This window comes from Streptomyces sp. NBC_00986 (genome assembly GCF_045162565.1).
Classification (GTDB): domain Bacteria; phylum Actinomycetota; class Actinomycetes; order Streptomycetales; family Streptomycetaceae; genus Streptomyces.
Genome location: NZ_CP108733.1, coordinates 6,738,217 through 6,763,130 on the forward strand (window position 1 = coordinate 6,738,217; position 24,914 = coordinate 6,763,130).

Here is a 24,914-nt window from a genome sequence, read left to right on the forward strand (position 1 = left end):
ATCCGCCAGGGAGCCCGCGTATGACCAACCTCCGTCTCCGCCCCATCACCCCCGCCGAACACCTCGCGTTCATCGCCGCGCGCCCCTCCGCCAGCCATATGCAGGTGCCGTCGTGGGGTGCGGTGAAGCCCGACTGGCGGGCGGAGAGTCTCGGGTGGTTCGAGGGGAGCGGGGAGTTGGTCGGAGTCGGACTCGTGTTGTACCGGCCCGTGCCCAAACTCAAGAAGTACCTCGCGTACCTGCCCGAGGGTCCGGTCATCGACTGGCACGCCGCCGATCTCGACCGCTGGCTCGATCCGATGCTCGCGCACCTCAAGTCGCAGGGCGCGTTCACGGTGAAGATGGGCCCGCCCGTCGTCGTACGCCGCTGGAGCGCGGACGCGGTGAAGGCGGCGATCGCCGATCCCGACGCGCGCCGGCTGAAGGACGCCGCGCCCACGTCGTACGAACCCCGTGCCTACGAGGTCGCCGACCGCCTGCGCCGTGCGGGCTGGCAGCAGACGGAGCCCGGGGGAGAGGACGGGTTCGCGGCCGGGCAGCCCCGGTATGTCTTCCAAGTGCCGTTCGCTGGACGGTCGTTGGACGAGATCCACCGCGGGCTCAACCAGCAGTGGCGGCGCAACATCAAGAAGGCCGAGAAGGCCGGCGTGAAGGTGGTCCAGGGCGGCTACGACGAACTCCCCGCCTTCTACGAGCTGTACGCCGAGACCGCCGAGCGCGACCGTTTCATCCCGCGCCCGCTGCCCTACTTCCAGCGCATGTGGACCGCCCTCACCGCCGAACACCCCGACCGCATGCGCCTCTACCTCGCCCACCACGACGGCGAGATCCTCGCCGCGGCCACGATGCTGACGGTCGGCCGGCACGTCTGGTACTCCTACGGCGCCTCCACCAGCCGCAGGCGCGAGGTGCAGCCCAACAACGCGATGCAGTGGCGCATGATGACCGACGCCCATCAACTGGGCGCGGCCGTATACGACTTCAGGGGCATCACCGACACCCTGGAGGAGTCCAACCACCTGCTGGGGCTGCTGCGTTTCAAGGCCGGCGCGGGCGGAGAAGCCGTCGAGTACCTCGGGGAGTGGGACTTCCCCCTCAACCGGCTGCTGCACAAGGCGCTGGACCTCTACATGGCGCGCCGCTGAGGGCCGGACGGCCTCGGGCAGGCCCTCGCTTGAGGGCGGAAGCACAGGTTCATTAAGACTGCTCTCAGGTTTATCAGAGAACTCTCAGGTTGGCGGCCGTAACTCAGGATTCACAAAGGTATTCACAGCCCATGTTTGCCGTTCGGTCGACGACTTTGCTGCGACTTGGCTGCAGGGCCGTGTAAGTTTCTGGGTGTCGGGAATTCCCCGGGCGGTAAAACGCTCGACTTTGACGCACAAATTCGTCTGCACAACCAAGGAGTTCGGAATGGGCCTCAACAAGCTCGCCCCGCTGCCCAAGCCCAAGAAGCAGCAGCTTCCGCCCCCGCCGCCCCCGAAGCCCCGCAAGAAGCACGAGCCCAAGCCGCTGCCGAAGCCGCTGCCCGGCCAGGACAGCTGAACCGGCAGTAGAAGAGGGCCGACCCACGCAGTCGGCCCTCTTTTCTTTCCCGAATTCGAAAATCCAAAGAATTCTAATGACGGAAAGTGAAGGGGATCACGGGCGTGGATTCATATCCGGACACGGACGAAGAGGACCTCGAATACGACGAGGACTACGGAACTCCCACCATTCCCGCCCGCACCGCTTTCCGTCGTTTCTGGCCGCTGACCCGCGGTCTCAGACGCTGGCTGGTCCTCGTCTGGGTGTGCACGGTGATCGGCGCGCTCGCCGAGACCGAGGCCATCCTCCTCTTCGCCGACCTCACCGACCGGGCCCTCGCGAAGGGCTCACTGAGCGCGTTCTGGAGCCCGGCCGCGAAGTGGCTGGGCGTCGCGATCGTCGGCGCGCTCGTCTCGTACGCCGGCAACTCCCTTGCCGCCTGGGCCACCGAACGCTTCGTGATGAGACTGCGCGAGCATGTCTTCGACCACGTACAGCAGTTGCCCCCGCATTTCTTCCAACGGCATCGCCAGGGCGACCTGTTGTCCCGCCTCACCGGTGACGTGGAGGCGATCGAGACCCTCGTCGTCTCCGGCGTCGTCGGCACCGCCTCCGCGGTCTTCTCCGCCCTCTTCTACGCCGCCGCCGCGTTCTGGCTGCGCTGGGACCTCGCCGCGGCCACCTTCGTGCTCGCCCCCCTCTTCTGGCTCGCGGCCCGCCGCTTCTCCGGCTCCATCAAGGACGTCTCGCGCGAGGGCCGGGTCGCCGACGGCGCGATCACCTCCGTCGTCGAGGAGTCCCTCGGCAACATCGTCCTCACCCAGGCCTACGGCCGCCGCGACGCCGAACGCCGCCGCCTGAACGAGGAGGCCGGCGCCTGGTTCCGCGCCTCCGTCCGCTCGACGCGGCTCAACGAGGCCTACGAGCAACTCGTCGCCGTCATCGAGACCGTGTGCGTGCTCGCCGTCATCGGCATCGGCGCCTGGGAGATCTCGACGGGCCGCATGACCCTCGGCCAACTCCTGGCCTTCTCGGCCTTCTTGGGCTACCTCTACCCGCCCGTCCGCGGCCTGGCCCAACTCGGCCTGACCATCACCGCCGCCACCGCGGGCGCCGAACGCCTCATCGAGATCCTCGACGTACGCCCGTCCGTCGCCGACCCCGCCCACGACTCCGAGACCGGCCGCCCCGACGGCACGGTCGAACTCCGCGGCGTCACCTTCAGCTACCCCGGCACCGACCGACTCGCCCTGGAAGGCCTCTCGTTCACCGTCAACCCCGGCGAACTGGTGATCGTCACCGGCCCCAGCGGCGCCGGCAAGTCCACCGTCTCCAAAATGCTCCTCCGCTTCTACGACCCCGACGCGGGCGAGGTCCTCCTCGACGGCGTCCCCCTCCGTGACCTCCCCCTCGCCCGCCTGCGCGAGTACGTGACCCTGCTCCCCCAGGAGACCCTGGTCCTGCACGACACCGTCCGCGCGAACATCGCCTGCGGCCGCCCCGGCGCGAGCGAGCAGGCGATCATGGACGCGGCGATAGCGGCCGACGCCCACGAGTTCATCCTCCGCCTCCCCGACGGCTACGACACGAAGGTCGACCCCAACTCGGCCCGCCTGTCCGGCGGTCAGCTCCAGCGCCTGGCGATCGCCCGCGCGATCCTGCGCGACGCCCCGGTCCTGGTCCTCGACGAACCGACCACCGGCTTGGACTCGATGGCCGCCCGCCGTGTGGTGAAGCCCCTACGACGCCTGATGGCGGGCCGCACGACCATCATGATCACCCACGACCTCAACCTCGCCCCCGACGCCGACCGCATCCTGGTGGTGGACCGGGGGCGGATCGTGGAGACGGGGCGGCACGCCGAGCTGATGGCGCTGGGCGGGGCGTACTCGCGGCTGCACCGGTCGCAGAACAACGTGGCGATGGACACCGGGGAGTTGAGGCTGCCGTCGTTCGCGGAGGCGGGCGTCGGTTACGGGTATCCCGCGGCGCCGGTCTTCGTCGAGAGCTGGGCCCCGCAGACGTACGAGCCGTCGTACGAGCCGTCGTACGCGCCGACGTATCAGCCGACCTACCCGCAGACCGAGTACCCGGAGTACTCCGATCCCCTCTTCGGGCCCATGCCCACCACGCTCCCCGACGGGCGGCCCCTGTTCCGGGACTAGCCGCAATGACAGTTGCATAAAGGGTTCGCACACCTGTCGAAGTCCATTACCATGGACCGAGCAGTGCATCGTGATGGACGAATGCGCGCTGAACCGAGCCCTGGAAGCCCCCGTGAGCATCCCCAGTACGCCGCCCGCCGCCCCCGTGGCCACCCCGTCCGTCGGCCCGACCGCCGGTCCGGCCGTCGCCCCTAGTCGCAGGGGCTCGCTCGGGCCGGTGGGTCTGGTGCTGGCCGGGGGTATCTCGGTGCAGTTCGGTGGCGCGCTGGCGGTGACGCTGATGCCCCGGGTGGGGGCGCTGGGTGTGGTGACGCTACGGCTGCTGGTGGCCGCGGTGGTTCTCCTCGTGATCTGTCGCCCGAGCCTGCGCGGCCACTCGCGAGCGGACTGGGGCACGGTCGTCGTCTTCGGCATCACCATGGCCGCGATGAACGGCCTCTTCTACCAGTCGCTGGCCCGCATCCCCCTGGGCCCGGCGGTGACGCTGGAGGTGCTGGGCCCGCTGGCCCTCTCGGTCCTGACGTCCCGGCGTGCGCTGAACGCCGTGTGGGCGGGACTCGCCCTGGCGGGCGTCTTCCTCCTCGGCGGCGGAGGCTTCAGCAGCCTGGACCCTGTAGGCGTGGCCTTCGCCCTGGGGGCCGGCGCCATGTGGGCCACGTACATAGTCTTCAGTGCCCGTACGGGACGTCGCTTTCCGCAGGCCGATGGGTTGGCGCTGGCGATGGTCGTGGCGGCGGTGGTGTTTCTACCGCTGGGCGTCGCGGAGTCAGGCACGAAGCTGCTGAACCCGGCGACGATCGCCCTCGGATCCGCGGTAGCGGTCCTGTCTTCGGTCCTCCCCTACACACTCGAACTCCTGGCCCTGCGCCGCCTCCCCTCCTCCACCTTCGCCATCCTGATGAGCCTGGAACCAGCCGTGGCGGCGACCGCGGGCTTCCTGATCCTCCACCAGGCACTGTCCGTTCCCGAAGCCATGGCTATTGCGCTGGTCATCGCGGCGAGTATGGGGGCGGTGCGGACACAGGTGGGCCGGGGGAAGGCGAACGTAGAGCCGTAGGTGACCGTTGGGCCACTCGCTTCTTGGCCAGTGTCGGGCTTCCACGGCCCGAGTAAAGGGCGCTCCCTGCGGTCGCGTCGCCTGCGGCGATGGCCCTGCGGGCCACCCTTGACTAGGGCCGCTCCAGCCCGTTTCAGAAGCGAGCGAGCGGCCCGGAGGAACGGGTGGCCAGGTACATATGCCGTACCTGTACTGCGTTGCGGGCCGGTACGGAGGGGCGCGTTCGCGTCTCGCCGGCACGCCACCTCGGCTCAGCGGCCAACCCTGAGTGGGAGGTCGCCAGAAGCTGGGGGCAAATCTAACCACCTTCGCGACCTTTGACTGGTTAGAAAAGACCCTGGCTTCCAGAGAGGCCACGGTTCCGAGCGGCGGGGGCGGGGAGGGTATGCGGGTCTGCGAAACGTGACACTTCCCCCTCGACTGTCACACTTCGACGGGCCACGGCCCGGGCCGCCACCCGGGCCACCACTCGGGACGGGCCCGGAGCATCCTCCGCGTCCACGGGTCGGAACTGCCCATCACCGGCCGCCGAGCCTGCCGGGAATGTGGGGGAGGTGCGAGCGCGTCCCCTCGCCCCCTTGGTCTCTTGCGCAGCAGGTCCCCACCGGCCGACAGTCGCTAAGCCGACCCGGCGGGCAGGCAAGACGCCAACGCACCCCCTCGCACCCAACCCTGGACCCTGCCATCTCTGGAAGCTGGGGTCTTTTCTAACCAGTGATAGTGCGTCAGAGCGGTTAGTTTTACCTACAGCTTCCAGCAGCCACCCACCCTCACCCATCCACCGTTGGCCGCTGAGTCGAGGTGGCGTGCTGGCGAGACGCGAACGCGCCTCCTCGCCCGGCCTGGATCTGCCCCAGAGGGAGTCCCTGCCTGCGCGCCACCTCGCCCCCGACCCCGCCCTCTCCGGAAGCCGGGGCTCTTTCTAACCAGCAAAAGGGCATGAAAGTGGTTAGATTTACCTACAGCCTCCAGCAACCACCCATCCACCCACCCCCGATCCACCCACCCCCGATCCACCCACCCCCGCCCACTCCCCCATCCACCGTTGGCCGCTGAGCCGAGGGGGCGTGCTGGCGGGGCGGCAGCGCGCACCCTCGCACCTCACCGGCCGGTAGCCGCTAAGCCCGCCCGGCGTGCTGGCGAGACGCGAACGCGTCCCCTCCGCACCGGCCGACAACGCAGTACAGGCAAGGGGATTCCTACCTTGGCCACCCATCCCTCCGGGCCGCCCGCTCGCTTCTGAACCGGGATTGCGGGAGACGAGTCAAGGGTGGAGCGCAGCGGAATCGGCGCAGCCGACGCGACCGCAGGGAGCGCCCTTTACTCGGCTCCCGCAATCCCGACACTGACCAAGAAGCGGGCGGCCCACCCGTCACTTCACGACGCAGGGCCGCAGTAACCCGCCCACCCCACCCCATCCAGCCCACCCGAACTTAAATAATGCAAGCACGCTTGATTGTTTCTGGTGCCCCTGCCATGCTCCCCCCCATGTCCGATCCGACGCGCGTGTTCGACGACCTGCGTGAGGAGAGCGAGGAACTCGACCGGCTTGTGGCCGAGTTGAGGCCGGAGGGCTGGGCCTTCGAGACGCCCGCTGCCCGCTGGACCGTCGCCCACCAGATCGCCCACCTGGCCTGGACCGACCACTCCGCCCTGCTCGCGGTGACGGACGAGGAAGCGTTCCGCGCGCTGGTCGAGAAGGCGCTCGCCACTCCTGAGACGTTCGTGGACGAGGGCGCGCAGGAGGGGGCCGCGAAGACCCCCGCTCAGCTTCTCGCCGACTGGAGGGCCGGGCGGACGGCCCTGCTATCCGCCCTGTACGCCGCACCCACAGGAACCCGTTTCCCCTGGTACGGCCCACCCATGTCGGCCGCCTCCATGGCCACCGGTCGGCTTATGGAGACCTGGGCCCATGGGCAGGATGTCGCAGACGCGGTCGGTGTGGTTCGGCCACCTACAGACCGGCTTCGGCATGTGGTGCGCATCGGTGTGCGCGCACGTGACTTCGCCTTCGGTGTGCATGGGCTCACTCCGCCGAGCGAGGAGTTCCGTGTCGAACTCCGCGCTCCCTCCGGCGAGGGTGAGTTGTGGGTCTACGGCCCCGAAGACGCCCCGCAACGTGTCACCGGCCCCGCCCTCGACTTCTGCCTCCTCGTCACCCAGCGCGCCCACCGCTCCGACCTCGCGGTGGAGGCGGTCGGTGCCGACGCCGATCAGTGGCTCGACATCGCCCAGGCCTTCGCGGGGCCACCCGGCGCCGGGCGCCCGCCGAAGCCGAAGGAGGGGGACGGACAGTGACCTCCACCGTCGCCCCCCTCCGCATAGGCAACGCCTCCGGCTTCTACGGCGACCGGTTCGACGCCCTTCGCGAGATGCTCACCGGCGGTCGACTGGACGTCCTCACCGGTGACTACCTCGCCGAGCTGACCATGCTCATCCTGGGACGGGACCGGCTGAAGGACCCCGGCGCCGGGTACGCCCGTACGTTCCTCAAGCAGTTGGAGGAGTGTCTCGGGCTCGCCCAGGAGCGCGGGGTGCGGATCGTCACCAACGCCGGGGGGCTGAATCCCGCCGGACTCGCCGACGCCGTACGGAAGTTGGCCGATCGGCTCGGGATGGCCGTACGGGTCGCGCATGTCGAGGGGGACGATCTCGCCGGGCGGTATCCGGATGCCCTGGCCGCGCACGCCTATCTCGGTGGCTTCGGGATCGCCGCCTGTCTTGATGCGGGGGCCGATGTCGTGGTCACCGGGCGGGTCACCGACGCCGCCCTGGTCACCGGGCCTGCCGTCGCTCACTTCGGGTGGGCGGCCGACGACTACGACCGGCTGGCGGGGGCCGTGGTCGCCGGGCATGTGCTGGAGTGCGGGACGCAAGCGACCGGTGGCAACTACGCCTTCTTCACCGAGCACGCACCGGAGAAGCTCCGCCGGCCCGGGTTTCCGCTCGCCGAGATTCATGAGGACGGGTCCTGCGTCATCACCAAACACCCCGGCACCGGGGGAGTGGTGGACCTCGGTACCGTCACCGCGCAGCTCCTCTACGAGACGCACGGCGCGCGCTACGCCGGACCCGATGTCACCGCCCGCCTCGACACCATCCGGATCGGGGAGGACGGGACCGGGGGCGGGGACGGGGGCGATCGGGTGCGGATCGAGGGTGTGCGTGGGGAAGCTCCACCGCCGACTCTCAAGGTCGGGCTCAATCGGCTGGGGGGCTTCCGCAACGAGGTCACCTTCGTGCTCACCGGGCTCGACATCGAGCGCAAGGCCACTCTCGTCCGGGAGCAGATGGAGGCCGCGTTCGACGAGGGGAACGCCAAGTCCCGGCCCGGTGAACTCCGTTGGGATCTCGCCCGTACCGACCACGCGGACGCCTCCACCGAGGAGACCGCCAGCGCACTGCTGCGGCTCGTCGTGCGGGATTCCGATCAGGAGGTCGTCGGGCGGGCCTTGAGCGCCGCCGCCGTCGAGCTCGCACTGGCCAGTTACCCCGGCTTCCATGTGCTGACCCCACCTGGAAAGGGAGCGCCCTATGGCGTCTTCGATGATGTGTATGTCCCCCATGGTGACGTCGACCATGTGGCCGTCCTCCACGACGGGCGCCGGATTGCTGTGGCCCCGGCCCACCACACCCGCGTACTGGAAAACCTTCCGCAGCCGGCCCTCCCCGAGCCTCCGCCGGACGGGCCCACGACGCGGGCGCCCCTCGGTCTGGTCGCCGGGGCCCGTAGCGGTGACAAGGGAGGGAACGCCAACGTGGGGGTGTGGGCGCGTACGGATGAGGCGTGGCGCTGGCTCGCCCATGCGCTGACCGTCGAGAGATTCAAGCAACTCCTGCCGGAGACCGCCGAGTTGGTGGTCACTCGGCACGCTCTGCCCAACCTGCGCGCCCTCAACTTCGTCGTCGAGGGGATTCTCGGCGAGGGCGTCGCCGCCCAGCATCGTTTCGATCCGCAGGCCAAGGCCCTGGGCGAATGGCTGCGTTCCCGTCGTCTGGACATACCGGAGGTCCTCCTGTGACCGTCCTCCCGACCGCCCTGGACACCAACGGTCCCGACTACGCGGCCAACCGCGAGACCATGCTCGCCAAACTCGGCGAACTCGACGCCGAGCACGCGAAGGCGCTCGCCGGTGGCGGGCCGAAGTACGTCGAACGGCACCGTAAACGCGGCAAGTTGCTCGCCCGCGAGCGCATCGAACTGCTCCTCGACCCCGACACCCCCTTCCTCGAACTCTCCCCGCTCGCCGCCTGGGGCAGCGACTACGCGGTCGGCGCCTCACTCGTCACCGGCATCGGGGTCGTGGAAGGCGTGGAGTGCCTGATCACCGCCAACGACCCGACCGTGCGCGGGGGCGCAAGCAATCCCTGGTCGCTGAAGAAGGCCCTGCGCGCCAACGACATCGCCCTCGCCAACCGCCTCCCCTGCATCAGCCTCGTCGAGTCCGGAGGCGCCGATCTCCCCTCCCAGAAGGAGATCTTCATCCCGGGCGGCGCCATCTTCCGTGATCTGACCCGGCTTTCGGCCGCCGGCATCCCGACGATCGCTGTCGTCTTCGGCAACTCGACCGCCGGCGGCGCGTACATCCCCGGCATGTCCGACCACGTGATCATGGTCAAGGAGCGCGCGAAAGTGTTCCTCGGCGGGCCGCCCCTCGTGAAGATGGCGACCGGCGAGGAGAGCGACGACGAGTCGCTCGGCGGCGCCGAGATGCACGCGCGCGTCTCGGGCCTCGCGGACCACTTCGCCGTAGATGAGCAGGACGCGCTGCGGCAGGCCCGCCGCGTCGTCGCCCGCCTCAACCACCGCAAGGCGTACGCCGATCCGGCCCTGGCGGCACCTCCCAAGTACGACGAGGACGAGCTGCTGGGCATCGTCCCCGGGGACCTCAAAACCCCCTTCGATCCCCGCGAGGTCGTCGCCCGACTCGTCGACGCCTCCGACTTCGACGAGTTCAAGCCCCTCTACGGCACGAGCCTGGTGACGGGTTGGGCCACCCTGCACGGCTATCCCGTCGGCATCCTGGCGAACGCCCAAGGCGTCCTCTTCAGTCAGGAGTCCCAAAAGGCCGCCCAGTTCATCCAGTTGGCCAACCAGCGCGACATCCCGCTGCTCTTCCTGCACAACACCACCGGCTACATGGTCGGCAAGGAGTACGAACAGGGCGGCATCATCAAGCACGGCGCGATGATGATCAACGCCGTCAGCAACAGCCGCGTACCGCATCTGTCCGTACTCATGGGCGCCTCGTACGGCGCCGGCCACTACGGCATGTGCGGCCGCGCCTACGACCCCCGCTTCCTCTTCGCCTGGCCCAGCGCCAAGTCCGCCGTCATGGGCCCCCAGCAACTCGCCGGCGTGCTCTCGATCGTCGCCCGGCAGTCGGCCGTAGCGAAGGGGCAGCCCTACGACGACGACGCGGACGCGGCGCTGCGCGCCATGGTGGAGCAGCAGATCGAGTCCGAGTCCCTGCCGATGTTCCTGTCGGGGCGGCTGTACGACGACGGGGTCATCGACCCGCGCGACACCCGCACCGTCCTCGGCCTGTGCCTGTCCGCCATCCACACCGCGCCCTACGAGGGTGCGCGCGGTGGCTTCGGCGTCTTCCGGATGTGAGGGATCACGTGATTTCGACAGTACTGGTCGCCAACCGGGGCGAGATCGCCTGCCGCGTCTTCCGTAGCTGCCGTGAGCTGGGCATCCGGACGGTCGCCGTGCACTCGGACGCCGACGAGCACGCGCTCCACGCCCGCATGGCCGACGCGACGGTACGGCTCCCCGGTTCGACGCCCACGGAGACGTACCTGCGCGGGGAGTTGATAGTGAAGGCGGCCGTCGCGGCGGGCGCCGACGCCGTCCACCCCGGCTACGGCTTCCTCTCCGAGAACGCCGACTTCGCCCGCGCCGTCCAGGCCGCCGGCCTGCTCTGGATCGGCCCCCCGCCCGAGGCGATCGAGGCCATGGCCTCCAAGACCCGCGCCAAGCAACTGATGGGCATCCCGCCCCTGGAAAACGTCACCGAGTCCGACCTCCCGGTCCTGGTGAAGGCCGCGGCGGGCGGTGGCGGGCGCGGCATGCGTGTCGTACGCCAACTCGCTGACCTGGAAGCCGAGTTGACGGCAGCCCGAGCTGAGGCGATGAGCGCCTTCGGTGACGTCGAGGTCTTCGTCGAGCCCTACGTAGAAGGCGGCCGACACGTCGAGGTCCAGATCCTCGCCGACATCCACGGCACGGTCTGGTCCCTCGGCACCCGCGACTGCTCCCTCCAGCGCCGCCACCAGAAGGTGATAGAGGAGTCCCCGGCACCGGGCCTGTCAGACCAACTGGCGCAGGATCTGAGCGAGTTGGCAGTACGTGCCGCCCGCGCGGTCGCCTACGAGGGCGCCGGAACCGTCGAGTTCCTCGTCTCCTCCGACAACAAGGCCCACTTCCTGGAGATGAACACCCGCCTCCAGGTCGAACACCCCGTCACGGAGGCCGTGTTCGGCATAGACCTGGTGGCCCTGCAACTGCGGATCGCCGAGGGAGAGCCCCTCGAAAACAACCCGCCAAGCCCGCACGGCCACGCGATAGAGGCCCGCCTCTACGCCGAAGACCCCTCCCAGGACTGGACCCCCCAGACCGGCACCCTGCACCGCCTGGCCGTCCCACCCGGCGTCCGCCTCGACACCGGCTACACCGACGGCGACAACATCGGCGTCCACTACGACCCGATGCTCGCCAAGGTCGTAGCCCACGCCCCCACCCGCGCAGAGGCCCTCCGCAAACTGGCCGGGGCCCTCGAACAGGCAACGATCCACGGCCCGATCACGAACCGCCCCCTCCTCGTCAACTCCCTGCGCCACAAGGAGTTCACGACGGCCCACATGGACACGGGCTTCTACGACCGCCACCTCCCGGAACTCACCCAACAGGCCCCCGACCCGCACGCCCCCCTGGCCGCGGCCCTGGCCGACACCCACGCCCGCTCCCGCTTCGGTGGCGCCTGGCGCAACGTCCCGTCCCAGCCGCAGGTGAAGCGCTACGCCATGGGCGACACCGAGTGCGAGGTCCAGTACAGCCACACGAGGGCGGGCCTGACGGCGGAAGGGGCGCGGGTAGTACACGTCGACGCGCGTCTCGTCGTACTCGAAGTGGACGGGGTGCAAAGGAAGTTCGAGGTCGCGAGCTACGACACCGACCAGGTGTACGTGAACGCGACCACCCTGACAGCCCTACCCCGCTTCCCCGACCCCGCCGCCCAACTGGCCCCCGGCTCACTGCTGGCACCGATGCCGGGCACGGTGGTGAGGGTGGCGGAGGGCTTGGCCGTAGGAGCCCAAGTAACGGCAGGCGAGCCCCTGTTGTGGCTGGAGGCAATGAAGATGGAGCACAAGATCACGGCTCCGACCACAGGCACGCTAACGGCCCTACACGCCGAGCCGGGCCAACAGGTCCAGCTAGCCGCCCTATTGGCGGTAGTGAAGCCCACCTGAGGGGCGCGGGGCTGTATCTATTTGCGGCTACCGCCGCGCGAGCGCGACCAGCCACAACGAAGGAGCCACATGCCCACGACCGAAACAGACGAGCACAAGGCCCTACGTGCAGCCGTATCCGCCCTGGGCAAACGCCACGGCCGCACCTACGACAGGGAGCAACTCTGGTCCGAGGCAGCCAAGCTCGGCTACCTCGGCGTCAACCTGCCGGAGGCATACGGCGGCGGAGGCGGCGGCATCTCCGAACTCTCCATAGTCCTGGAGGAGTTGGGCGCAGCCGGATGCCCCCTCCTCATGATGGTCGTCTCCCCGGCAATCTGCGGCACAGTAATAGCCCGCTTCGGCACAGAAGCCCAAAAACAAACCTGGCTCCCCGCGTTGGCAGACGGCACCCGAACCATGGCCTTCGGCATCACCGAACCGGACGCCGGCTCCAACAGCCACCGCATCACCACCACAGCCCGAAAAGACGGCACAGACTGGCTGTTGACCGGCCGCAAGGTCTTCATCTCCGGCGTCGACCTGGCCGACGCGACCCTCATAGTCGGCCGCACGGAAGACTCCCGAACAGGCCGCCTCAAGCCCTGCCTGTTCATCGTCCCGCGAGACGCCCCCGGCTTCACCCGCCGCCGGATAGACATGGAACTCCAGGCGGTGGAGAAGCAGTTCGAGCTGACCCTGGACGACGTACGACTCCCGGCGGACGCACTCGTAGGAGACGAAGACGCGGGCCTGCTCCAACTCTTCGCCGGTCTCAACCCGGAGCGCATCATGACCGCCGCCTTCGCGATCGGCATGGGCCGCTACGCCCTCGCCCGAGCCATCGAGTACGCGCGCGACCGCACCGTATGGGACGCCCCGATCGGCGCCCACCAGGCCATCGCACACCCCCTCGCCCAGGCACACATCGACCTCGAACTCGCCCGCCTGATGATGCAGAAGGCGGCGTACCTGTACGACGCCGGTGACGACGCAGGCGCGGGTGAGGCCGCCAACATGGCCAAGTACGCGGCCGGCGAGGCCTGCGTGCGGGCCGTGGACCAGTCCGTGCACACCCTCGGCGGCAACGGCCTCACGCGCGAGTTCGGGCTCGCTTCGTTGATAACTGCCGCGCGCGTGGCTCGTATTGCTCCGGTGAGCCGGGAGATGATTCTCAACTACGTCTCCCACCAGACCCTGGGTCTGCCCAAGTCGTACTGAACAGAAGCCCGCGCCAGTACGGGCCAGGAGGAACCATGTTCCGCAGCGAGTACGCAGACGTTCCGGCCGTCGAACTCCCCATCCACGACGCGGTGTTGGCCCGGGCCGCCGAGTTCGGCGACGAACCCGCGCTGGTCGACGGCACGGACGGCACCACCCTCACGTACACCCAACTCGACGCGTTCCACCGGAGTATCGCGGCCGGCCTCGCGGACGCGGGCGTGCGCAAGGGGGACGTGCTCGCCCTGCACAGCCCCAACACGGTCGCTTTCCCCCTGGCGTTCTACGCCGCGACCCGCGCGGGTGCCTCCGTCACGACGGTGCACCCGCTCGCCACCCCGGAGGAGTTCGCCAAGCAGCTGCGCGACTCCGAGGCCCGCTGGATCGTCACCTTGTCCCCCCTCGTCGACACGGCCCGCCGGGCGGCCGAACTGGCGGGCGGCGTCGAGGAGATATTCGTCTGCGACAGCGCACCCGGCCACCGTTCACTCGCCGACATGCTCGGCTCCACGGCCCCCGAACCGGTGGTCGACATCGACCCGGTGACGGACGTGGCGGCCCTCCCGTACTCCTCGGGCACGACGGGCACCCCCAAGGGCGTGATGCTCACGCACCGCCAAATAGCGACGAACCTGGCCCAGTTGGAGCCCGCGGTCCCCACCGGCCCCGGCGACCGCATCCTCGCCGTCCTCCCCTTCTTCCACATCTACGGCCTCACGGCCCTGATGAACGCCCCCCTGAGGAAGGGCGCCGCGGTCGTGGTCCTCCCGCGCTTCGACCTGGAGACCTTCCTCGCGGCCATCGAGAACCACCGCATAACAGGCCTGTACGTGGCCCCGCCCATAGTCCTGGCCCTCGCCAAGCACCCCGCGGTCGCCCAGTACGACCTCTCGTCCCTGAAATACATCATCAGCGCCGCGGCCCCCCTCGACGCGAACCTCGCCGCCGCCTGCTCACAGCGCCTGGGCCTGCCGCCCGTAGGCCAGGCGTACGGCATGACGGAACTGTCCCCGGGCACCCACGTGGTCCCCGTACGGGACATGCCGACCGCACCCCCGGGAACCGTCGGCAAACTCATCGCCGGCACCGAGATGCGCGTCGTCTCCCTCGACGACCCCGACAAGGACCTCGGCATCGGCGAGGCGGGCGAACTCCTCATCCGCGGCCCCCAGGTGATGAAGGGCTACCTCGGCCGCCCCGACGACACCGCCGCGATGATCGACCCGGACGGCTGGCTGCACACCGGGGACGTCGGCTACGTGGACGACGGCGGCTGGACGTTCGTCGTCGACCGGGTGAAGGAACTCATCAAGTACAAGGGCTTCCAGGTGGCCCCCGCCGAACTGGAGGCCCTCCTGCTCACGCACCCCGGCATCGCGGACGCGGCGGTCGTGGGCGAGTACAACGACGACAACAACGAGGTCCCGCACGCGTACGTGGTCCGCCAGCAGACCGCTCCCGACCTCTCCCAGAGCGAGGTCCTCATGTACGTCGCCGAACGCGTCGCCCCGTACAAACGCGTCCGCATCGTCAGCTTCATCGACGCCGTCCCCCGAGCCGCCTCCGGCAAGATCCTGCGCCGGGAACTGCGAGGCCGCGCATGACGCTGATCGGCCGTACCCGCACGCGTGGCATCGAGACCCTGAGCCTGGACTCACCGGAGAGCAGAAACGCGCTGTCGGCGTCCCTGGTAAGGGAGTTGGCGGAAGCGCTGACGGAGTGCGCGAAGGACACCGACGTACGGGCGATCGTCCTCACCCACACCGGCAACACGTTCTGCGCGGGAGCGGACCTACGGGATCCTCCGCCTCCGGAGTCCCTGGTGACCCTGCTCCGCCAGATCGTCGAACTCCCCAAACCGGTCGTCGCGCGAGTGACAGGCCACGTAAGGGCGGGCGGCGTAGGCCTGTTGGCGGCCTGCGACATGGCGGCAGCGGCGACCACATCAACCACTTTCGCGTTCACGGAGGTACGGATCGGGGTGGCCCCGGCGGTGATCTCCCTCCCGCTCCTTCCCCGCACGGACCCGCGAGCACTGGCCCGCTACTACCTCACCGGCGAGCGTTTCGACGCGACGGAAGCGACCCACGCAGGCCTGCTGACGGTGGCGGGAGCGGACGTGGACGAGGTACTGGCACCGATCCTCGACGGCCTGCGCCGGTCCGCTCCCGAGGCCCTGGCCGAGACGAAACGGCTGCTCACGGCTAGGGTGCTGGAGACCTTCGACCGGGACGCGGCCGACCTGACCGCGCTCTCGGCACGGCTGTTCGGCTCCGCGCAGGCCCGCGAGGGGATGACAGCATTCCTCGAACGACGGGACCCCGCATGGGTGGTGTGAGCGCGACGACGGCGCCGGGCGCGGTCGACCGCCGACCCAAGCAGGACCGCAGCCGGGCCACCCGGCAACGCCTCCTGGAAGCCGCCGTGTCCTGCCTCGCCGAACACGGCTGGGCCGGCTCCACGGTCTCCGTCGTGGCCGAACGCGCAGGTGTCTCCCGAGGCGCCGCCCAACACCACTTCCCGACCCGCGAGGACCTGTTCACGGCAGCGGTCGAGTATGTGGCGGAGGAACGCTCGACTGCTCTCCGGGCGCTGTTCCCGGAGGGCGCGGCAGACCGACGCGCAGTGATCGAGGCACTGGTCGACCTCTACACGGGACCGTTGTTCCGCGCGGCCCTCCACCTGTGGGTGGCCGCCTCGAACGAGGACCAACTCCGGCCCCGGGTGACGGAGTTGGAGGCGAAGGTGGGCCGCGAGACCCACAGAATCGCCGTCGATCTGCTGGACGCGGACGAGTCGAAGCCGGGCGCAAGAGAGACGGTCCAGGGCTTCCTGGACATGGCGAGGGGCCTGGGCCTTGCCAACCTGCTCACCGACGACAGGGGCCGCCGGGAGCGAGTGGTGGCCCAATGGGCGGTCCTGCTGGAAACAAGCCTGGGCTGAGTGCCCTTGTCTTTCAGGGGCGCGGGGCGGTGTCCGTCCGCGGTTCCGCCGCGTGGGCGCCGCGTGTTCCCGCCGGCGGGTTGTCGGCGTTCCAGCCGGCCAGGAGACGGATCGCGTCGGCTTCGGGGGTACCGGGCCGTGGGGTGTAGACGCTGAGGATCTGGCTGGAGACGGCGTCGGCCCAGGGTCGTGCAGCGAACCGTCCTTGGACACCCGCGACGAGACATGAGTTCGCCGATGCGGCTCGGCCCAAGCGCCGCAACCATGGCCGGAACCCGTACCTCCGGCCCGTTCCGCGGTGAGGAGACCGGCACATGAGCGAGCAGCGAGTTGTCCAGCACCGGATCGCCGACCCGCCGACCGCCGCTCCGGTGCCGCCGATCCTGCCGCTCGTCGACGGCTTCCCGCTGTTGCACCGTGAGTGACGCCTCGCCACATCGCTTGCCGACGACCTGCCCGCAAGCCGGGTGACGTTCATGGCGGACTCCCAGCTCCCGCGCGGCGTCGACGCGCTCGCCTGCGCCGGCTGCGCGCCCGTGTGGGGGACCAGGCCGAGCGGGCACCTGGTCGCTGTCGCTGCCGACGACCGCATCAGCCGTCCACCACCCCGGTGAGGTCCAGCAGGGGCAGCGCGGCCCCCGCCGGCGCGCCCAGCGCCGCGCCCGCGCGCAGCCGGCCGCCGTCGCCGACCTGATCAAGAAGGCCGCCCGGCCGGTCGGCTGAGCCGGTCATCCGTCGCCTGTCGGTCCGTGTCCGTGATCGAGGCCATCGGCATCCCGGACGTCACGACCGGGGAGCTGATCCGCTTTCAGTGGGCGATATCCCCGATTCAGTGGGCGATATCCCCGAACCCCTCGATCTCCTGAGGCCCCCGCGTGGCAGGCCCCACATAGCGAGCGGACGGCCGCACAAGCCTCCCCGTCCGCTTCTGCTCGAGAATGTGCGCCGACCACCCCGCCGTACGCGCACACGTGAACATCGACGTGAACATGTGCGCCGGCACCTCGGCGAAGTCCAGCACGATCGCCGCCCAGAACTCGACGTTGGTCGCCAGCACCCGGTCAGGCCGCCGCGCATGCAACTCCGCGAGCGCCGCCTTCTCCAACGCCTCCGCGATCTCGAACCGCGGCGCCCCCAACTCCCGCGCGGTACGCCGCAGTACACGAGCCCGAGGATCCTCGGCCCGGTACACCCGGTGCCCGAAACCCATCAACCGCTCACCCTTGTCGAGCGCCTGACGGACGTACGCCTCCGCATCCCCGGTCCGCTCGATCTCCTCGATCATCCCGAGCACACGAGACGGCGCCCCACCGTGCAGAGGCCCGGACATGGCACCCACGGCACCGGAAAGCGCGGCGGCGACATCGGCACCGGTAGAGGCGATGACGCGAGCCGTGAACGTGGACGCGTTCATCCCGTGCTCCGCGGCGGACGTCCAGTACGCGTCCACGGCCGCGACATGCTTGGGATCCGGCTCCCCCCGCCACCGGATCATGAACCGCTCGACAACCGAGTGCGCCTTGTCGATCTCGCTCTGCGGAACCATCGCGTTCCCCTGCCCGCGCGCGGACTGGGCGACGTACGACAGGGCCATCACGGCCGCCCGCGCGAGGTCGTCGCGGGCCTGCTCCTCGTCGATGTCGAGGAGCGGCTTGAGGCCCCACACGGGCGCGAGCATGGCCAGCGCGGACTGTACGTCGACGCGGATGTCCCCGGAGTGCACCGGGATCGGGAACGGCTCGGCGGGCGGCAGCCCGGGGTTGAAGGCGCCGTCGACGAGCAGCCCCCAGACGTTGCCGAACGAGACGTGACCGACCAGGTCCTCGATGTCGACGCCCCGGTACCGCAGGGCGCCGCCTTCCTTGTCCGGTTCGGCGATCTCCGTCTCGAAGGCGACGACTCCTTCGAGTCCAGGTACGAAGGAGGGGTCGAAGTCGGACATCAGGCGGCTCCTCATGCTGTGGCTCCCCGGTCACGGAGGACTCGCGGGCCGAAGGTAGAGACATCAGCACCATAACGCCGAGTGCCACACAAGGGGAGGGCCTGCGGCACTGAGTGCCACCCGAACGCGAGACCGTACCCGCCCTCCCGGCGCCGTACGGCAGGATGACCGCGTGACCGACCGCGATGCCACCGCCGACCGTGATCCCCGCCTCGACCCGGCCGCCATGCGCAGGCAGTACCGCGTGGAGGGCCTCGACGAGACGGACCTGGCCCCCACCCCCATGGCACAGTTCGGCCGCTGGTTCGAGGAGGCGGCACTCCAGGAGCTCGTCTACGAGCCGAACGCCATGGTCGTCTCCACCGCCGACGCCGACGGCCGCCCCAGCTCCCGCACGGTCCTCATGAAGCACTACGACGAGCAGGGCTTCGTCTTCTACACGAACTACGACTCCCGCAAGGCCCGCGAACTCGGCGCCAACCCGTACGTCTCGCTGCTCTTCCCCTGGCACCCGATGGCCCGCCAGGTCCTGGTCACCGGCACCGCCCGCCGCACCGGCCGCGACGAGACCGCCGCGTACTTCCGCACCCGCCCGCACGGCTCCCAACTCGGCGCGTGGGCCAGCACCCAGTCCACGGTGATCCCCTCGCGAGCCGAACTGGAGTCGTCGTACGCGGACTTGCTCGCCCGCTACCCCGAGGGCGAACAGGTCCCGGTCCCCCCGCACTGGGGCGGCTTCCGTATCGCCCCCCAGACGGTCGAGTTCTGGCAGGGCCGGGAGAACCGCCTCCACGACCGCCTCCGCTACACAGCGGAACCGTCCGGCAGTTGGCGCCTGGACCGCCTGAGCCCCTGACCCACGGGCCCCGGGAAACGCAGCGACCCGCGAGCTCAGGTCCCTCCGCCTTGCGGCGAGGGAGCCGGCCGGACGTACCGGCGAGCTCGCGGGTCGGGTGACTGCGTTGGGTTAGGCCGGTTGCGCGCAACTCACACACGCTGGTCCGGCGCCGAACCGAGTACGACGGCGGGCCACTAGCCCGCAGTCACCTCTTCCGTCCGGTTTCCATACATCTGCCGAACCACCTCCTTTCCGAAGTACTCGCCACCCTAAGAACCCCTCGCCGACGGATCAACCGCTTTTACGAGTCCTGAACTCACTGGACGAGAATCCGCTGGTCACCTAGGTTCCGCCCCATGACCGACCTGCGCATCGACCCGGTGACACCGGACGCCGAGAACGCCCTCCAGGACTGGCGGCACGTCCACAACCTGATCGTGCCGCCCGCCGCGATGTCCCTGGACGAGGTCCGCGAGCGGAGCGGTCGGAACCGGCTGGAGAACGCATACCTGGGGGACGTGCTCGTGGGCTGCTCCACAGTGCGGCCCCCGGAGGGCGAGGACGCGGTGGTGACCGTCATCGCGCGCGTGCTGCCCGAGTTCCGGCGGCGCGGCTACGGAGCCGCGCTCTACGAAAACGGCCTCACGCGCGCGCGTGCGCTCGGTGCCGGCGCGATCGAGACCGTCGTCCTGGCCGCCAACACGGACGGGGTGCGGTTCGCCGAGGCGCGGGGTTTCGTCGAGACCGAGCGCTACGTACTGGACGGCGAGACCGACGAGTGGATCACTCTCCTCCATCTCCCATGACGTGTGTGTGGGGGACGGCCCGTCACCGTGATCCGGATTGTTTGGAAGGGGAACCCCGTGGTCAGGTTCCAGTCGACGTCGCGTGCGGCGCGATGAGTTGTCGGCTGTTCGTCGGGAGCGGGGTGAGCCGGTGTCGTACAACGATTCCCTCAATCTTGCGGGAACTCGGTGTGTGCTGCGTCACGTTCGAGTTGAATGAGGGGGAGTGAGTGAACCGACGCGTCGTGTCCGCGGACGCAGCCTGCAGGGGGTCCAGGTGAGTGCTTCCCGGCGTAGTGGGACCACCGATGAGTTGGGTCCCGACGAGCCCGAGCGGGACGGCGGGCCCGAAGGGGTCGGCGGGTCGGATCTGTTGGCCGCGTTGCTCGACGGGATGGACGCGGCGCTCTGCGCCTTCGACGCGGACGGCGTGCTGACCCACTGGAACCGCGAGGCCGAGCGCATCCTCGGCTGGACCGCCGCCGAGGCCGTGGGACGGCAGGGGCTGGCCGGGTGGGCCGTACGGAGTGCGGACGCCGAGGAGGTCGAGGGGCGGCTCATGTCCGCCATGCAGGCCCCTGGGCGGCAGGTCAATGAGTTCGCCCTCCTTACGAAGGACGGGGGGCGCGTGCTTGTGCGGACCCAGTCCGCCGCCGTGCGCGGGCCCGACGGGAAGCCCGCCGGGGTCTACTGCGCCTTCAGTGAGGTGCACGCCCAGATCGACCTTGAGCGGTCGATCGCCCTGAGTGAGGCGTTGTTCGAGGATGCCTCCTGGGGTGTTGTGCTTGTGGATGCCGATCTGCGGCCCGCTGTCGTCAATTCCCATGCCGCGCGTGCGCTCGGTACCGGGCGTACCTCCGTGCTCGGCCGGCCCCTCGGCGAACTGCTCGCCCAAGGCGTCGAGGAGCTGGAGGCCGCGCTCACGCACGTGCTCGCGGAGGGCGCGCCGCCGGCGCCCGCGGAGATCTGGGTGAGCGTCCGGACGCCGGAGGGCAATCTACGGCGCTGCTGGCGCAGCGGGTTCCTGCGGCTGGCCTCGCCGCTCACCGAGGAACCGGTGCCGCTCGGTGTCGGCTGGCTCTTCCAGGACGTCACGGAGGCCAAGCAGCTGGAGCAGGAGGCCTCGCTGCTGCGCTTCCGCGCCCAGCAACTGCACCGCGCCGCCCGCGCCGCCGCCGAGTGCGAGGACCCGCGCGACGCGGCGACCGTCCACCTCGACTTCGCGCTGGCCGGCTTCGCCGACCACGCCCTCATCGACCGGGTCGCGGGCGGATCGTTGAACGATGGTGACGGGGTACGCGCTACGGCCGTACGACTCATCCGGGTCGCCGCTACGCCCACGGGTGCACCGGGGCCGAGTCTCCTCTCCGGCGCCGCCGGGCTGCCCGTGCGCTACGGAGAGGGGCATCCCGCCCTCCAGTGCGTCGAACGCGTCGGCTCCGTGCGGGCCAGCATCGGCACCGTCCCGCCCGAACAGGCCCGCGAGTGGGCCCGGGTCCGGCAGTGGCCCACGGACGCCGTGCACGCCCTGTGCGCGGTGCTGCGCAGCCGGGGGCGCACCCTGGGCGTCGTGACGTTCCTACGGGGCGCCGGGCGCAGCCAGTTCGAACGGTCCGACTCGATCTACGCCGAGGACGTCGCCGTACGGATCGCGGCAGCCCTGGATCTGGCGGAGGCGGCGGGCGAGAAATGAGCCGCTGCCCCGTAGCGGGCGGCTACGTGGTGGTGGCTCAGTACTGGTAGAAGATCCGGTCCCGGTACTCCTCGAACACCCGGCCGTTCCACGCGTGGCCGCCGTCCACGTTCCCGGAGCGCAGCAGGGGCGGCTCGATGCCCCGGTCGGCCAGGGTCGCCGCCGCCGTCGCCATGACCGCCTGGAGGAGCGCGGAGGTGACGACCGTGGAGGCGGGGGCGAAGGGGGCCGGGATGGTGTCGAGGGTGAGTTCCGCGTCGCCGATCGCGATCTTCGAGTCGAGGACGACGTCGCAGTGGTCCTTGAGATACGTCCCCGAGACGTGCCGTGACGTCGTCTCCGAGGCGTACGCCACCGACGTCACGCCGATGACCCGCACGCCGAGGGAGCGGGCCTTCATGGCCATCTCCACGGGGAGCGCGTTCCGCCCGGACAGCGAGATGATCACCAGGGCGTCGCCGGAGCGCAGCGGTGACGTCTCCAGGACGACGCTCGCGAGGCCGTCGACGCGCTCCAGGGCGGAGCCCAGTGTCGCCGGCATGACGTCGACGCCGACGACTCCGGGGACGGTGAGCAGGTTCATCAGGGCGAGCCCGCCCGCGCGGTAGACGACGTCCTGGGCCGCGAGGGAGGAGTGCCCGGCGCCGAAGGCGAAGAGGCGCCCCCCGTCGGCGACGGTGTCCGCGAGGAGCGTGCCGGCCGCCTGGACGGAGTCGGCCTCTTCGTCGCGGACCCGCTGGAGGAGGGTGATCGCGGCGTCGAAGAACTGGCCGGCCGGCGTACGGTCGCTCATGCGGAAGCCCCTTCGGTACGGTTGCCATGCGGCTGTGTCGCGGATCACCGTGCGGTCTGGACCAGTGCGCTGTCAATACGGCGGGCAAGGCCGGGGAACCCGGGTGGCGGGCCGCCGCGCAGGGGCCCACAGGTGGCCGTAACCGGCTGGTTTCAGCGGCGCGGCACGGTTGTCAGTGGTATGCGTCAGAATTGAGTCCAGGGCCAGCGCACGCGCCGCGGAGCCGTCGAGCTTCGGGCAGAGGTAATCGAGGGGCACGTATGTCCGGACTGATCGACACCACGGAGATGTATCTCCGCACCATCCTCGAGCTGGAGGAGGAAGGTGTGGTCCCCATGCGCGCCCGCATCGCCGAGCGGCTCGACCAGAGCGGGCCCACGGTGAGCCAGACGGTGGCGCGCATGGAGCGCGACGGCCTGGTGGCCGTGGCCAGCGACCGCCATCTGGAGCTGACCGACGAGGGCCGCCGGCTCGCCACGCGCGTGATGCGCAAGCACCGGCTCGCCGAGTGCCTGCTCGTCGACGTGATCGGCCTGGAGTGGGAGCAGGTGCACGCCGAGGCCTGCCGCTGGGAGCACGTGATGAGCGAGGCCGTGGAGCGCCGCGTCCTGGAGCTGCTGCGCCACCCCACGGAGTCGCCGTACGGCAATCCCATCCCCGGGCTCGAGGAGCTGGGCGAGAAGGACGGGGCCGACCCGTTCCTGGACGAGGGCATGGTGTCGCTGGCCGACCTCGACCCGGGTGTCGACGGCAAGACCGTCGTCGTGCGGCGGATCGGCGAGCCCATCCAGACGGACGCGCAGCTGATGTACACGCTGCGCCGCGCGGGCGTGCAGCCCGGCTCGGTGGTGAGCGTGACGGAGTCGGCGGGCGGGGTGCTGGTGGGCAGCGGCGGTGAGGCGGCCGAGCTGGAGTCGGAGATCGCCTCGCACGTGTTCGTCGCCAAGCGCTGAGCTCCTCTTTTCCCCGATGGGCCGTCAACTCGTGGGGCGCATGGGGCAGTTGTGGCGTCCCGGCGGGGCTGTCGGCGAACTCGGCGAATCCGAGATTCAGTGCGCTGAATCGCAGCGCTCGGGCGCTGCGCGTGCCAGGCTGTCGCGTAAGGCATATGACCGTGAGGGGGACGGAGGATGTGCCGCAGACGTGGAGAGGGCCCCGGCGCCGCACGGCGCCGGGGCCTGTCCTCCCCTGTGCTGACCCGGAGCCCCGAGCTCTCAAGGTCATCCCCTCCGGACCGGTTTCCCCGAGCGGCCCGCCTCCCGCTGAAGGTCTCCCCTGGGCAGCGGCGATCATTCCCCGAGCCGGGTCACTCGAACGAGGGGTGTTGCGGCCGCGGACGGCATTTTCGAATCTGTATTCGATAACCTGTGGGTGATGAAACCCGCGGGGCATGAGCTGTAGGAAGAGACGAGCGAGAGAAGAGACGGAAGCAAGAAGAAACGGCACAGGCGGCAGAGCGTGGTTCACAGGACCGATGGGCTCGAAGCGGGAGCGAGCGGTCCGTGCGGAGCTAGGGGGGTGCCAGGACCAATGGCGCGGCGCATCGACGTGACCGGAGCAGGCGGCGTACGCCTGGCCGCATGGGAGTTCGCGGACCCGCCCAAGGCGGGGGAGATCGAGCGGGCACCCGGAGTTCTGTTACTGCACGGCCTGATGGGCCGTGCCTCGCACTGGGCGTCCACCGCCCGCTGGCTCTCCGAACGGCACCGCGCCGTCGCACTCGACCAGCGCGGCCACGGCCAGAGCGACAAGCCGCCCCAGGCGGCCTTCACCCGCGAGGCCTACGTCGAGGACGCGGAGGCCGCGCTGGAGCAGCTGGGGCTCGCTCCGGTCGTCCTCATCGGCCACGCGATGGGCGCGCTCACCGCGTGGCAGCTCGCGGCGAAACGGCCCGATCTGGTGCGGGGGTTGATCATCTGCGACATGCGGGCGTCCGCGCTGGGCGCGGCGTCGCAGCGGGAGTGGGCCGACTGGTTCAAGTCGTGGCCCGTTCCCTTCGCCACGCTCGCGGATGTCCGGAAGTGGTTCGGCGAGGACGACCCGTGGGTGGAGCGGCCGAACCCGTCCCGGGGGGAGTTCTACGCCGAGGTCATGCACGAGTCCGCCGACGGGTGGCGGCCGGTGTTCGAGCCGGAGCAGATGCTGAAGTCCCGTGAGACGTGGGTGTACGACGCGCACTGGGAGGAGCTGGCCCAGGTGCAGTGTCCTTCGCTTGTGGTGCGGGGGCTTGACGGGGAGTTGGGGCGGGCTGAGGCGCAGGAGATGGTGCGGGTCCTTCCCAGGGGGGAGTATGCGGAGGTCGCTGACGCCGGGCATCTTGTGCACTATGACCAGCCGTCGGCTTGGCGGGCGGCTATCGAGCCGTTTCTTGACGGGGTGCTGGTGTGAGTCGGGCGCCTAGGGGGGTGGGGGGTTCTGTTGTGTGGCGGGTGCTGCGCCGTTGTGGCTGGTCGCGCAGTTCCCCGCGCCCCTGAAAGAATCGCCCGAGCCTGAGC

At 69.9% G+C, this 24,914-nt stretch carries 20 protein-coding genes; 17 read left to right on the top strand and 3 right to left on the bottom strand.

Annotated features, from left to right (window positions below):
* Window positions 1–20: 20 nt before the first annotated feature.
* From OG504_RS30220 to OG504_RS30275, 12 genes are all read left to right on the top strand, one after another.
* A complete protein-coding gene (locus OG504_RS30220) occupies window positions 21–1,145 on the top strand; it encodes a lipid II:glycine glycyltransferase FemX (protein ID WP_405992622.1) in 1,125 nt (374 codons plus the stop codon).
* Between the two features lie 268 nt (window positions 1,146–1,413).
* Window positions 1,414–1,545, top strand: coding sequence for a hypothetical protein (locus OG504_RS30225; protein WP_019072556.1), 132 nt, complete (start codon window positions 1,414–1,416; stop codon window positions 1,543–1,545).
* A gap of 104 nt (window positions 1,546–1,649) precedes the next feature.
* A complete protein-coding gene (locus OG504_RS30230) occupies window positions 1,650–3,692 on the top strand; it encodes an ABC transporter ATP-binding protein (protein WP_405992623.1) in 2,043 nt (680 codons plus the stop codon).
* Between the two features lie 112 nt (window positions 3,693–3,804).
* Window positions 3,805–4,749 carry an EamA family transporter gene (locus tag OG504_RS30235; protein ID WP_405992624.1) on the top strand — a complete coding sequence of 315 codons (945 nt, stop codon included), beginning with the start codon at window positions 3,805–3,807 and terminating at the stop codon, window positions 4,747–4,749.
* A 1,488-nt stretch (window positions 4,750–6,237) separates the two neighbouring features.
* Window positions 6,238–7,047 carry a TIGR03084 family metal-binding protein gene (locus tag OG504_RS30240; RefSeq protein WP_405992625.1) on the top strand — a complete coding sequence of 270 codons (810 nt, stop codon included), beginning with the start codon at window positions 6,238–6,240 and terminating at the stop codon, window positions 7,045–7,047.
* On the top strand, window positions 7,044–8,771 hold the full coding sequence (locus OG504_RS30245) for an acyclic terpene utilization AtuA family protein (protein ID WP_405992626.1): 1,728 nt from the start codon (window positions 7,044–7,046) through the stop codon (window positions 8,769–8,771). The genes OG504_RS30240 and OG504_RS30245 overlap by 4 nt, the downstream gene beginning before the upstream one ends.
* The gene (locus OG504_RS30250) at window positions 8,768–10,366 is read left to right on the top strand and encodes an acyl-CoA carboxylase subunit beta (RefSeq protein ID WP_405992627.1); all 1,599 of its coding nucleotides are present in this window, start codon (window positions 8,768–8,770) and stop codon (window positions 10,364–10,366) included. The genes OG504_RS30245 and OG504_RS30250 overlap by 4 nt, the downstream gene beginning before the upstream one ends.
* Before the next feature lie 8 nt (window positions 10,367–10,374).
* Entirely contained in the window at window positions 10,375–12,225 is a 1,851-nt protein-coding gene (locus tag OG504_RS30255) for an acetyl/propionyl/methylcrotonyl-CoA carboxylase subunit alpha (protein WP_405992628.1), read from the top strand.
* A gap of 69 nt (window positions 12,226–12,294) precedes the next feature.
* A complete protein-coding gene (locus OG504_RS30260) occupies window positions 12,295–13,425 on the top strand; it encodes an acyl-CoA dehydrogenase family protein (RefSeq protein WP_405992629.1) in 1,131 nt (376 codons plus the stop codon).
* Window positions 13,426–13,460: 35 nt separating this feature from the next.
* On the top strand, window positions 13,461–15,029 hold the full coding sequence (locus OG504_RS30265; RefSeq protein WP_405992630.1) for a 4-coumarate--CoA ligase family protein: 1,569 nt from the start codon (window positions 13,461–13,463) through the stop codon (window positions 15,027–15,029).
* Window positions 15,026–15,763, top strand: a complete 738-nt coding sequence (locus tag OG504_RS30270; protein WP_405992631.1) for an enoyl-CoA hydratase family protein — start codon at window positions 15,026–15,028, stop codon at window positions 15,761–15,763. The genes OG504_RS30265 and OG504_RS30270 overlap by 4 nt, the downstream gene beginning before the upstream one ends.
* Window positions 15,751–16,368: a TetR/AcrR family transcriptional regulator gene (locus OG504_RS30275; RefSeq protein WP_405992632.1), complete on the top strand. Its 618-nt coding sequence runs from the start codon at window positions 15,751–15,753 to the stop codon at window positions 16,366–16,368. Before OG504_RS30270 ends, OG504_RS30275 begins: the two co-directional genes overlap by 13 nt.
* 591 nt (window positions 16,369–16,959) lie before the next feature.
* Here the strand turns inward: OG504_RS30275 and OG504_RS30280 are convergent.
* Window positions 16,960–17,100, bottom strand: coding sequence for a hypothetical protein (locus OG504_RS30280; RefSeq protein ID WP_405992633.1), 141 nt, complete (start codon window positions 17,098–17,100; stop codon window positions 16,960–16,962).
* A gap of 97 nt (window positions 17,101–17,197) precedes the next feature.
* Window positions 17,198–18,310, bottom strand: a complete 1,113-nt coding sequence (locus OG504_RS30285) for a citrate synthase 2 (protein ID WP_405992634.1) — start codon at window positions 18,308–18,310, stop codon at window positions 17,198–17,200.
* Between the two features lie 172 nt (window positions 18,311–18,482).
* Here OG504_RS30285 and pdxH point away from each other — a divergent pair, with 172 nt between their 5' ends.
* From pdxH to OG504_RS30300, 3 genes are all read left to right on the top strand, one after another.
* On the top strand, window positions 18,483–19,166 hold the full coding sequence (pdxH, locus tag OG504_RS30290) for a pyridoxamine 5'-phosphate oxidase (RefSeq protein WP_405992635.1): 684 nt from the start codon (window positions 18,483–18,485) through the stop codon (window positions 19,164–19,166).
* 338 nt (window positions 19,167–19,504) lie between these two features.
* Window positions 19,505–19,954: a GNAT family N-acetyltransferase gene (locus OG504_RS30295; RefSeq protein ID WP_405992636.1), complete on the top strand. Its 450-nt coding sequence runs from the start codon at window positions 19,505–19,507 to the stop codon at window positions 19,952–19,954.
* 256 nt (window positions 19,955–20,210) lie between these two features.
* Window positions 20,211–21,626, top strand: a complete 1,416-nt coding sequence (locus OG504_RS30300) for a PAS domain-containing protein (protein WP_405992637.1) — start codon at window positions 20,211–20,213, stop codon at window positions 21,624–21,626.
* A gap of 37 nt (window positions 21,627–21,663) precedes the next feature.
* Here the strand turns inward: OG504_RS30300 and OG504_RS30305 are convergent, their stop codons facing one another.
* Window positions 21,664–22,419 (bottom strand): SIS domain-containing protein, encoded by a 756-nt coding sequence (locus OG504_RS30305; RefSeq protein WP_033286544.1) that lies wholly within the window; start codon window positions 22,417–22,419, stop codon window positions 21,664–21,666.
* A 260-nt stretch (window positions 22,420–22,679) separates the two neighbouring features.
* On the opposite strand from OG504_RS30305, the gene OG504_RS30310 reads away from it, so the two are divergent.
* Entirely contained in the window at window positions 22,680–23,372 is a 693-nt protein-coding gene (locus tag OG504_RS30310) for a metal-dependent transcriptional regulator (protein ID WP_019057324.1), read from the top strand.
* A gap of 577 nt (window positions 23,373–23,949) precedes the next feature.
* On the top strand, window positions 23,950–24,807 hold the full coding sequence (locus OG504_RS30315; protein WP_405992638.1) for an alpha/beta fold hydrolase: 858 nt from the start codon (window positions 23,950–23,952) through the stop codon (window positions 24,805–24,807).
* Window positions 24,808–24,914: the final 107 nt, after the last annotated feature.